This window comes from uncultured Polaribacter sp. (assembly GCF_947501385.1).
Lineage (GTDB): Bacteria > Bacteroidota > Bacteroidia > Flavobacteriales > Flavobacteriaceae > Polaribacter.
Window position 1 is genome coordinate 1 of record NZ_CANMVP010000053.1, and the last position, 10,943, is coordinate 10,943.

Genomic DNA, 10,943 nt, shown 5'->3' on the forward strand with positions numbered 1-10,943 from the left:
AGTTTTTATGAATTCATTAAGATACTGTATTTTTACAAATAGCGAAAAGCCTCCGAGGTACGAGGATTAGTTCAACAGCCTATATAAAAAATAGCTACTTCAGTTTTTATTTAAAAAATTTAAGTATTTTTAAAAACGAATAGAATGTCTACTGAATACATAGCTTTAAATAAACGCTACTTTCCATATAGGCATACGTTACCACACATAAGAACAAAAATGAAACTAAAAAAAATACTATTAGCAATCCTTGTAATTGGCCTTATTGGTTGTCAAAATAAAAAAAAGGAAGTTATTATAAACATAAAAGTTAATGGCAAGTATCCTGAAAAAATTGAATACACAACACCTATAGATGGAAAATGGTTTTATGGCGACAAAAAAGCTATAATTATTGACTCTATTGGTACACTACAAATAAAAATGGATGTTGAAAAACCTTCATTTATGACTATGTATGCTTCGGGAAAGGCAGCTATTTTATTAGTTGAACCTGGCAATACCTACAATACGGAATTTGAATTCGAAACAAAGCAAAAGAAATTCCTTGTAACTTCGGATTACAGCATCGGACAAAACTTTTACAACACATTTACAGCTCCAGATTTTAATCTCTGGGACTTAAATGCCTTTATGAACGATTCAATTCCTTCAGAAATAGCATCAAAAATAAATGACCTCAAAGAAAAAGAGATATTCAAATTCAATGAACTATTGGAAAAAGGAGAAATCTCAAGTCCCTTTCACGAATTGGCAGTATTGGATAGAAAAGTTTATTATTCAGCCTTGGAAATTAGAGTCGCAACAATGTTACTTTCTGCGTTTTCTAAGGAAAATAATTTTACAGCTACAAACCAAGTGAAAGATTTTTGGAACGAAAAAGTCAATAATCTATTGTTGAATGAATCCGAGTATACTCGTTCTCCTTGGTTCTACACTTTGATTGATAACCTTATTGACTATTCGTCAAACGATTCTGTGCCTAAACTTTCAAATGGTAAAATATACAAATACAAAATTGATGAAATTAAGAAATATCTCAAAGGCAATGAACTTGAATATTATACTGCTTCATATATATTTCTTGAATGTTGGCAAAGCAAAGACAATTCAAAGGAACTAATCTCAGTCTATAAAAATTACAAAAGAGAATACCCGAACAGTCGCTATATAGAATATTTGACTGCTGCGGTAAAGCCAATTATCGACTTCCAAAGCAAGATTTCGGATTCAACTATCAATAAAAAAATCAAACTAGTTGAGAACTATAAGAGCATTGATACTTTTGATGAACTTATTAAATCTCTACACGGAAAAAAGGTTTTTGTTGATATTTGGGGGACTTGGTGTGGACCTTGTAAAAGAGAATTTCAGCAAAAAGACAAATATTCTGAAATACTTAAATCCAATAATATTACAACCCTTTACATTTGCGAAGGAAGAGTTAGCAAAGAAAAAGTTTGGAAAGAAATGATTAACTTTTATGATTTGGAAGGACAACACATACTTGCGAATAAAAAACTATTAGCCGATATTATAAGTAGATTTGGAAATAATGGGAACTTTGCCTACCCGTGGTATTTATTGGTTGATGAAAACGGAAATGTAGTAAATAAACGAGCCAGCTATCCCTCTAAAATAGAGCAATTAGAAAAAGAAATAAACGAAAATTACGTGTGGTAATAACTAAGTATATGCCGTGCCGATAGGCCAACGCTATATATTCTGTTGACTGATCCGAATTCAGGGTGGTTTTACATTGCTATGGGGATCTAGAGGATAAATGTTTGGTAAATTTATACTGAAGCTTTAGGAGTGGTTAAAGCACTTTTGCTTTTTTGTGGTTTCACTAGTATTTTCTTTGTTAAAAGCTAGCTACAAAACAATTTCTTATCTTTTTCTATTTTATTGAACCTTTTTTGTGTCCATTTATTAACTTTAGGCATTTCTATTGATAGGATATTTACAGAAGAGTTTACAATAAATCTATCTATATTGCAATTTGTAAGAATTTTTATCCTTTTACAGTAAAAGCTAGCGTAGTAATACATCAACAGAATTTGTGTATAGCCTATAGTGATGGCTGTGTAAGAGGATAAAATTTCCGCATATAACGAGTTAGCTGCAAGCTGAAGGAAAATCCTGCTAAACATTAAAATTGAGATAATTATGATGAATAATCCGAATAATATTAACTTACCTGATGGACTTACAAAAAATGGGTTTTCTGAATCAGATAAGGAAAATGACCAAATCGATAAAAATAAATTAGAGCATATTATTAATTTTATTGAACTTCGATTTGACAAAACAAAATCTATAAATAAAAAGCGTTCAAGTTATGGATTAAAACATCTTGTTGAAAGAAATATTGACATGTACGTTTCAAATGGAGAATTAATTGCATCAATGATAATTTGTGACTATAAATACAAAGTTGACGGAATCAATTGCTATTTTAATGTTACTACTAATTCTGTGAAATAAATTATGGAAAGAGAAATTAGAGAAAAATTAATAGAACTCGCACGAAAAAAAACACCTTGGACTTATTCTCAACTAAATGAACACAGGGCAAACGCATTAAAAAAGTTTTTTTGGTTAAAATACTTAAATGTGTATAAATCATTGATTTTAAGCTAATTATTTTATGTTTTTAAAATTATTTTTTGTGCATTATATTGATAATCAATATTTTATACATTTTGGAAACTACAAATAAACTAAAGACCGTATTTGGTCAACTACCCGATTTTAGACGCTCACACAAGCAACTTTATGATCTAGAAAGCATCCTTCTCATTGGAATAATTTCCGTTATTTGTGGTGCAGATTCTTGGAATGAAATGGAAAACTATGCACGTTCAAAAGAAGAATTTCTACGCACCTTTCTTGATTTGCCCAATGGAATTCCATCGCACGACACTTTTAATCGTGTATTTTCTAATATTGATAGCGCTCAATTTGAATCCTGTTTTATCCAATGGGTAAACACATTGTTAGAACTACAACCACAAGAAGTTGTAGCCATTGACGGTAAAACTATTAGAGGCGCCAAAGCAAATGGTAAAAAATCTCCTGTTCATATGGTTAGTGCGTGGGCGAATGAAAATAACCTTGTTTTGGGCCAAGTTAAAGTATCTGAAAAATCTAATGAAATTACAGCGATTCCAAAGTTATTGGAAGTCTTATCAATAAAAGACACGATAGTGACCATAGATGCCATGGGATGCCAAACCGAAATAGCTTCCGCCATTATAGAAAAAGATGCAGACTATATATTAGCCGTAAAAGAAAACCAAGCACAATTACATCAAAACATTGAAGATGAATTTAGATTTGGTAAATCTTTAAGCACACATCAATCTCTAGAACTAGACCATGGTAGAATTGAAACTCGGACCTGTAGTGTTATTACCGATTTTAAGTTCATTGAAACAAATAATAAATGGAAGAACTTAACAGCTATTATAAAAATTGAAAGCACCCGTGAGTTTAAAAATTCAGAAAAACCTACAGAGCAAGCTACACGATATTATATCTCTAGTTTAGCTTCTAGAGATCCAGAAGATTTTCAAAAAGCAGTCAGATCTCATTGGGCTATAGAAAATAAACTTCATTGGACATTAGATGTAGCTTTCTCTGAAGATGCTTCTAGAAAAAGAATCGGGAATGCAGCACAAAATTTCTCAATACTAAACAAGATTGCTTTGAACCTATTAAAAAATGAAAAATCAAGCAAAATAGGTGTCAAAAGTAGAAGACTTAAAGCGGGATGGGACAATCATTATCTTATAAAGGTGCTAAATCTAATGAAAGTTTAATGCGTTTGCCCTGTAAATGAACAACTATTATTAGGACTGAATTTTAAAAATGGTTATGATAGAGAACTAATTGGCGAGTTCCTTGGCGATATTTCTATTTATGAATATGAAAAAGGAAGACCTTTATTAAGTTCTTTGATAATTCATAAATCAAATGACCGAGAACAAGGAAATGGATTTTACAAACTCTGTAGCACAATTTATGGAAAAGAATGGGAAGAGTTAAAAGCTGACAAAGATTTTGAATTAGAAAGAATGAAAGAGTGCTATTCCTTTTGGAAAGACAACGAAAATTACAAAAAATTCAAAAACGATTATTAAATCCTGTTGCCAATAACTAAGTATATGGCGTGCCGATAGGTCAACGCTATATATTCTGTTGACTGATTTGAGGAGATTTTAGATAAGGGGAAATCGAGGTTTTGGGTGTTACTGATCAGAAGAAGTACTGCGTGTATTCTTTTCTGTTTTGTGTCCATTTGTTAAGTTTAGGCACTTCTATTGCTGTGATACTTACAGAAGGGTTTACAATAAATCTATTTATATTGCAGGTGGTAGGAATTTTTATCTTTTACAATAAAAGTTTGTGTAGCTATAAGCTAATAAAACTTCTGTATAGCCAGCTATATTAGCTGTATAAAGTGATAAAAGTTCCACATATAACGAGTTATGTGCAAGCGAGCAACAAACTTCTGAATAAACATAATGACTGAAAAAGAAAGTGATTTACCTGAATTTCTATATAAATACATAAATATTGAAAGAGGATTAAGCCTAATTTCTGAAAGTAAAATTTGGTTTTCAAGTCCTGAAAATTTTAACGACCCTTTTGATTGTCATATAGATTTAATTAACTTTAAACCGAATGAAAAACAAATTAAAGAGATAATTAATGCTAAATTAAAAGGAAACAATAGAACAAGAAGAATTGAAATACAAAAAAACAAAAGAAATCCTTATAGAATTATAAATCAATTTTCAGCTCAAGCAGATGATTTATTTAAAAATTCTGGAGTATTTTGCTATAGCGAAATACCAGATAATATGCTTCTTTGGTCACATTATGCAGATAATCATAAAGGAATTTGTTTAAAATTTTCGAGAGATATTACGAAAATATCAACTCTAACAGATAGAGTAATCTATACAGAGAATTATGAAAGAAAATCATTTTATGAAAAAAATGGAGAATCAATTCATCATTTACTTTTCACTAAATCTGAAGATTGGAAATATGAGAAGGAAATTCGGAGTGTTAATATTTTAGAAAATGGAAAAGTAGATTTTCCTATTGAAAATTTAAGAGAAATTATTTTTGGTTGTAGAGTAAACGAAAATGAAATGAAAAAAATAAAAGAAAAGATAATGGAATTAAATTTGAGTCATATAAAGTTTAAAACTGCTAAACAGGAAAAATTATCATTTAAATTGAAAATTGAATAAGCCTGCACATAACACCGTGTAAAAAAAATTGCTGGTAAAAGCCTACTTACGAAAATCCTTGCGGATTTTCTTGGTTCGTATTTTATTTACTAACTTTATTGCTTAAACCACGCAACTTTTCTTACACAACAACGTTATGTATAATTATGAATAAAAAAATCATTTTCTCCATTGTATTATCTTTAATTTTTGCAATAAAATTAAATTGTCAAACTTTAACACAAGGTCACATTTCTCAAAAAGAACTAAATCAAGTAAAAAATATTAAAAATTATTTTGATTTAAATAAAATTAAAAAGTTTGGATGGAGTTTAGATTATGAAACTGAAAAAATTGATTCTATTGGTATTAAATGGTTTGGAAAAGAAAATTTAAAAGGAACAATTTATTCTTTCGGTAATCCATTAAAATTAAATTATAAAGACTCTTTTAAAATTAATTTTATGAATCAAAATTCCAATATTAATATTTGGAAAAAACCTTTTCTATTAACTAAAAATAATGAATTTGGTATTTCATTTAAAATATCAAATTATGAGATAGAATTTGAAAACTCTAATTTTAAATGCCAATCATTTAAATCTCTTCTTAAAAAAAAGGATATTTTAAGTTCAAAAAGTATTATAACAACAAGTTATGATTCACACAACGTTTTACAATTTTCTACGAAACTTGGATTAATTACAAATCATACAAAAAGCCCAACCAAATGCTTTGTGGGTAATTCTAATATTATTGTTTCTATTAGTTCAATTAGACTCTTTGATTTTAGTTATTATTCAAATTATGAGAATAAATATTTTTTTGATATTAATATATTAAGAGGGTATTCAGATTTTTTCAATAATCATCCTTTCAATTTTTTTAAAGATTTAAGTGCTATAACAACAAGAAGGTTTAGTATTCAAGTACCATTCAATAATTCAAACTTAAAATCAAATCGTGGTAGAATTGTTTTTAATAACAATATAGTTCTATGTCAATTTTTTTTAGAGATTGAAAAAAAAGTAAAAGAAGACACCTTTGAGATTAAATTAAGTAACGATGAAATTGTTGCAATAAAAATCAAAAAATTAAAAAAACATCTAAAAAAATTAGGGTTAAAAAATGTAGCTGTAAATTTTGAACAATTATTTGAAACTTCACGACCAAGAATTAAAGTTGAGTTTTTATTAAATAAAGAAAAGTAACTATACATAATAATAACTAAGTATATGGCGTGCCGATAGGCCAACGCTATATATTCTGTTGACTGATCCGGGAAGTTTTTAGATAAGGGGGAAATCGAGGTTTTGGGTGTTACTTTGAGAAGAAGTACTGTGTATACTCTTTTCGATTTTGTGTGTATTTGTTAAGATATTTCTATTGATATGATACTTATAGAAGCGTTTACAATAAATCTATCTATATTGAATTTTGTAAGAATTTTATCATTCTAAAATAAATTCTATTGTAGTAATAAACCAACAGAGCTTCCGTATATCCAATGGTAATGGCTGTATAAGAGGATAAAAGTTCCACATATAACGAGTTGTACACAATATACCAATCACACTCTGAACATCGAAAAACCTTGAAAAAAGCGCTTATTTAAAAAGTTTTCGCCAAAAAAGTTTTCACAAAATTCTGAACTAACTTCCCGCAAGAGCAAAAAATTACTCTGCGAGATAATTTCTTTGCACTTGCTACTTTTTGTCTTCGAAAGAAACAAAAAAAAGGAAATTAGGAACACAATATCAAGCATTTAAAATTTCTTATTTAGATTTAATATAAATAATTTGGTCAATCCAATTTACATAGATATTTTTGTCAAAAATCAACAATTTATATTGAGTCTAAATAAAAACAATGAAAAATCTATTACAATTATTAACATTATTCTTGCTAACTAATTTAGCATTTTCACAAAACGCAACAGTAACTGGTATAATATCTGACAGCAATGGAAGCCCAATTTCAAGTGTCAACGTTATTATTAAAAACACCTCAAAAGGAACGACCACAAACGATAATGGAAAATATACTTTTGAAAATCTTGATAATGGTAAAATCACAATTGTTGCAAGTTTAATTGGCTTTACAACTGTTGAAAAGCGAATTACACTGACAAATAATACACAAGTAGTCAATTTTACATTAAAAGAAAGTGCAGAAGGATTAGATGAGGTAATTATTGTAGGTGAGCGTGAGGTCGGTTATGTTGCAAAAAAACAAACGTCAGCTACCTTTGGCTCACGAGATTTGGTTAATATACCTCAATCTGTTTCTGTTATAACACAGGAAGTCTTGCTTGACCAACAAGTTCGTGCTTTGGGCGACCTAGTGCGTAATGACCCATCGATTATAGTAAGCAATCCGCCTGGTTTTAATGAAACTATTAATATACGTGGTTACAATTTAGATAATTCAAGCAGTTATCGTCGTGAAAATTTGATTTTCCAAAATCAAGTTCAAAGTCCCTTTGAAAATAAGGCGGCAGTTGAAATTGTTAAAGGACCGGCGGCCATACGTTATGGCTTTACACCACCAGGCGGTATCATCAATTACGTGTTGAAGAGGCCAACTATTAAACCTTATGCTTTTGTACAAGGATTTGGCGACAGCAATGGAACAGTTGGTATTCACGGAGACTTTGGCGGAAAAGTCAATGAAACTTTTGGCTACAGAATTAACGCTTTAGTTTCAGAAGAATCTGCTTATGTTAATGACATATCGGGTCCACGACAACTATTTAGTGCGCTTTTTGAATGGAAACCTACTGAAAAATTAACTATTGATTTTGAAGGAGAATATCAATATCGTGAATTGGAACAACAGGCTACCATTAGGCTAAATTCGTTTGATTCCGAATTGAGTATTGCCCAACGAAAACAATTACTTGAAGATTTTGACCCCAAAACATTTATCGGTCAAAAATGGGGAACCTATCCAACACGAAATTTTGTAGGTTCTATTGGTGCTAAATACGAAATTAATGATAATTGGAATGTACAAGGTCGTATTCAAAAAATGAACCTAATAAGAGACCAACAAGCTGCGGGTATTGTAAATGGTACGCTGCAAGCTAATGGCGATTTTGAATCCCAAATATTCTTTGACCCTTCACAAGTACGAGACCCATTGTCCACAGAGGTCTTTTTGACAGGGAAGTTCAACACATTTTTTTTAGAACACAATTTGGCGGTCGGAACCGCATACAGCCGAAATCCTCTCAAATTCTCATTGACCGATTCACAGTTCGACGTAGGCTCGTCGAACATCTTTAACCCTATTGACCTTCCTTATCCTAATGCCACAGCAGGTCCAACCGTTGAAGCATTGATTTTTACTCAAAGAGCTGCATATATAACAGATTTTATCAAAATATTGGATAAACTTGAGGTTTTGGCAGCAGTTCGTTTTACAGAACAAAAAAATGAAGATGTTTTCAATGATACAGAAACGCTTCAAGAATCTTATAAGGATGATGTTTTCTCGCCTAATTTCGGGATTATCTATAAACCTATTGAAAATGTAAGTCTATACGGAAGTTATGCAACAGGTGTAACAAACGGATTACAAATTCCAAATGAAGCTGCCAACTTTGGCGATGATATTTTCTTAAATCCTGTAGAGACAAAACAGTTTGAACTTGGTGCTAAAGCGCAGTTATTTAAAAGAGCCCTACTCACAGCAGCAGTCTTTGATATCTACCAGCCACTTGCTTTTATAGATAGCAACAATGTATTTCGTTATGGTGGCAGTCAAAGACATCGTGGCGCAGAATTTACTTTATCAGGAAAGGTAACAAACGATTTAAAATTGGTAATTGGTGGACTTTACTTGGATGCAGAAATTGATAACGAAAGCGAGCCAGAACTTGATGGAAGGCGTCCTGCAAGTGTTCCAAAATTTCAGGGTAATATTTATGCAGATTATAAATTGGCTTTTATTGAAGGGCTTTCAGCAAATGCAGGAATATTTTACACAGGCGACCGTTTTGCGGATAATTTGGAAACCTTTGAGGTCGATGGCTATGTCCGTTTAGACTTTGGGGCAAGATATGAATTTGATATTATGGGTACGGATATGACAGCTCGTGTGAACGTTCGTAACCTTACCAATAATCAATTTATTGAAGGTTTGGCATTTGGAAGTTTCCTATATGGTGCACCTACTACGGCAATATTTTCACTTGCAGCAAAATTTTAACCAAGAATTTATTTAAATCCAATTAGGTATATGCGTGTAAAAAAAGCAGTAAGAAAAATACATTTGTGGTTTGGATTAGCCTCTGGACTTATACTTTCTGTTATAGGTATTACAGGTTCAATTTATGTATTTGAACCAGAACTTGCTGCTTTTTTGAAACGCGACCTGTATGAAACCCAAAGTAATAAAGTATTGTTTGAAAATGATATAGCTATGGCAAGCTATATCGAAAAAGAAACAAACCAATCCATAGAAAGTATTCAATGGCCAAAGCGTGGTAGAGATACCTACATTTTTAAACTCTTCGATGATAAAAATTGGTACTATATCGACCAGACAACTGGCACAATAACAAAAGGAGGCGAGGCTTTGGGGAATTCTTTTTTTGGCTTTATCCTTGATTTACACACAACCCTAACAATAGGCGATACTGGACGGATAATTACTGGTATTTCATCCTTGTTTTTTGCCATATTGATGTTGACTACTGGTTTGTATCTTTGGTATCCGAACAATAAAGGAAGGCGTAAATCAAGCTACAAAATAAAATGGAAAGCAAGTCCAAAAAGACGCAACTACGACTTACACAATGTTACGGGCTTTTATTTTTTTATTCCTTTATTCCTTGTAGGAATTACAGGAGCAGCTTTTTATTTTGATGACGAAGTGCAATGGGCTATTGACACCATTACTTTCTCTGAGCCTGCGGATGAATCCATTTGGGAACAAAAAAGTGCGTTTCTTAAAAGCGTAAATGAGGTTAAACAACTCACCGTTGAAGAAGCGCTGGTCGAGATGAATAAGCACTATACCGAACTATACAAACGTAATATGTGGATGACTGACGAGGAAGATGGAACGTTATCATTTGCGTATCAAAAAAATATTGAAATCTATGCTGGTGCAGACACGAGAGTGTTTTTGAAAGCAGATGCATACACAGGTAAAATACTTGCAGATAAAAATCCAAATAATATGCCATTAGGTTCTGCAATTATGGCAGAATGGCATTTACCTATCCATTTTGGAGAATTTGGAGGATTATTTACACGAATACTTTGGGTTATTGTTGGGTTTATTCCTGCGCTGCTCACATTTAGCGGCTTTAAAATATGGTATGGAAAAAGAAAGAAGTTTAAATCCTAAAATTAAACTACTACGGTTAACAATAAACTTTTGGCATATAAAGACCATTCCATACACTTTTACGCCAACGCTACATCCTAGCAAAAAAGAGTATTCCATTACATTGTAGAAGAAACATTTGGGAAGAAAACTTTTGAGAAACGTTATTGCTTATTTGCAATGGCTTGAGGAAACTACAACTTTGGTGAATTTCAAATCGAATAAGCTATCTTAAAACCAGCGTAAAGCGCCTAATTCATTGGCTTGGGAAGAAATACTGTGTACAATAACTAAGTATATGGCGTGCCGATAGGCCAACGCTATATATTCTGTTGACTGATCCGGGAAGTTTTTAGATAA

8 protein-coding genes are annotated in these 10,943 nt (G+C 31.4%); all 8 read left to right on the forward strand.

The annotated features are described in order from the left end of the window. The first annotated feature begins 144 nt into the window (after positions 1 to 144). On the forward strand, positions 145 to 1,683 hold the full coding sequence (locus tag Q0998_RS18940) for a TlpA disulfide reductase family protein (RefSeq protein WP_299672904.1): 1,539 nt from the start codon (positions 145 to 147) through the stop codon (positions 1,681 to 1,683). A gap of 486 nt (positions 1,684 to 2,169) precedes the next feature. Further along, on the forward strand, positions 2,170 to 2,487 hold the full coding sequence (locus Q0998_RS18945; RefSeq protein WP_299672907.1) for a hypothetical protein: 318 nt from the start codon (positions 2,170 to 2,172) through the stop codon (positions 2,485 to 2,487). 218 nt (positions 2,488 to 2,705) lie between these two features. Continuing rightward, a complete protein-coding gene (locus tag Q0998_RS18950) occupies positions 2,706 to 3,824 on the forward strand; it encodes an ISAs1 family transposase (protein ID WP_299672909.1) in 1,119 nt (372 codons plus the stop codon). A gap of 135 nt (positions 3,825 to 3,959) precedes the next feature. Further along, the gene (locus tag Q0998_RS18955) at positions 3,960 to 4,145 is read left to right on the forward strand and encodes a hypothetical protein (RefSeq protein ID WP_299672912.1); all 186 of its coding nucleotides are present in this window, start codon (positions 3,960 to 3,962) and stop codon (positions 4,143 to 4,145) included. A 384-nt stretch (positions 4,146 to 4,529) separates the two neighbouring features. Beyond that, positions 4,530 to 5,267, forward strand: a complete 738-nt coding sequence (locus tag Q0998_RS18960; protein ID WP_299672915.1) for a DUF2971 domain-containing protein — start codon at positions 4,530 to 4,532, stop codon at positions 5,265 to 5,267. Between the two features lie 146 nt (positions 5,268 to 5,413). Then, complete coding sequence (locus Q0998_RS18965; RefSeq protein ID WP_299672918.1) at positions 5,414 to 6,457, forward strand: hypothetical protein; 1,044 nt, start codon at positions 5,414 to 5,416, stop codon at positions 6,455 to 6,457. A gap of 658 nt (positions 6,458 to 7,115) precedes the next feature. After that, entirely contained in the window at positions 7,116 to 9,458 is a 2,343-nt protein-coding gene (locus tag Q0998_RS18970) for a TonB-dependent receptor (protein ID WP_299672921.1), read from the forward strand. Positions 9,459 to 9,488: 30 nt separating this feature from the next. Then, positions 9,489 to 10,604 (forward strand): PepSY domain-containing protein, encoded by a 1,116-nt coding sequence (locus Q0998_RS18975; RefSeq protein ID WP_299672924.1) that lies wholly within the window; start codon positions 9,489 to 9,491, stop codon positions 10,602 to 10,604. Positions 10,605 to 10,943: the final 339 nt, after the last annotated feature.

Excerpts from the sequence above, each read along its gene's own strand:
- Q0998_RS18970 (WP_299672921.1), top strand. The coding sequence starts at position 7,116 with ATGAAAAATCTATTACAATTATTAACATTATTCTTGCTAACTAATTTA.
- Q0998_RS18945 (WP_299672907.1), top strand. The coding sequence starts at position 2,170 with ATGATGAATAATCCGAATAATATTAACTTACCTGATGGACTTACAAAA.
- Q0998_RS18940 (WP_299672904.1), top strand. The coding sequence starts at position 145 with ATGTCTACTGAATACATAGCTTTAAATAAACGCTACTTTCCATATAGG.
- Q0998_RS18965 (WP_299672918.1), top strand. The coding sequence starts at position 5,414 with ATGAATAAAAAAATCATTTTCTCCATTGTATTATCTTTAATTTTTGCA.
- Q0998_RS18975 (WP_299672924.1), top strand. The coding sequence starts at position 9,489 with ATGCGTGTAAAAAAAGCAGTAAGAAAAATACATTTGTGGTTTGGATTA.
- Q0998_RS18960 (WP_299672915.1), top strand. The coding sequence starts at position 4,530 with ATGACTGAAAAAGAAAGTGATTTACCTGAATTTCTATATAAATACATA.